1 protein-coding gene is annotated in these 404 nt (G+C 34.2%); it reads left to right on the top strand.

What is annotated here, in order from left to right:
• A partial coding sequence (locus J3U35_RS05210) for a hypothetical protein (RefSeq protein ID WP_267360005.1) occupies nt 1-404 on the top strand: 404 nt, incomplete at both ends.

Below are 404 nucleotides of genomic sequence, written 5' to 3' on the forward strand. Positions count from 1 at the left end.
TTATAACCATGCCGATATGACGCTCAAAGAAGTGCAAAAAGACTATACCCAAGAATCGGTCAGTGATAACCCGAGACCAATAGGACCTTACTACGCGTATAACGATAGCTATTTAGAAATTCGAGGGGGAATGTTTGAAAACTTTAGGGGAATTCTGACATGGGTTTGTTTGTTTGTTTTTTTAATACCTTTTCATGTAGTTTATATAGGGTTAAGTATTATTATTGAATTAGTTGATAATGGATCAGATGATATTTTATCAGATGTATTTGTACTTATATATTGCATTACTGTTTTTATTATTTCAATGTATCTAGTTATCCGCTATTTCCGTTATATCTATCGTTTTGAACTCTTCACCATACGCCATATTCGGGTACGCTTTAATCGGGTGACAAGGCAAG

It is taken from the genome of Gilliamella sp. B2717 (genome assembly GCF_026536675.1).
Lineage (GTDB): Bacteria > Pseudomonadota > Gammaproteobacteria > Enterobacterales > Orbaceae > Gilliamella > Gilliamella apicola_I.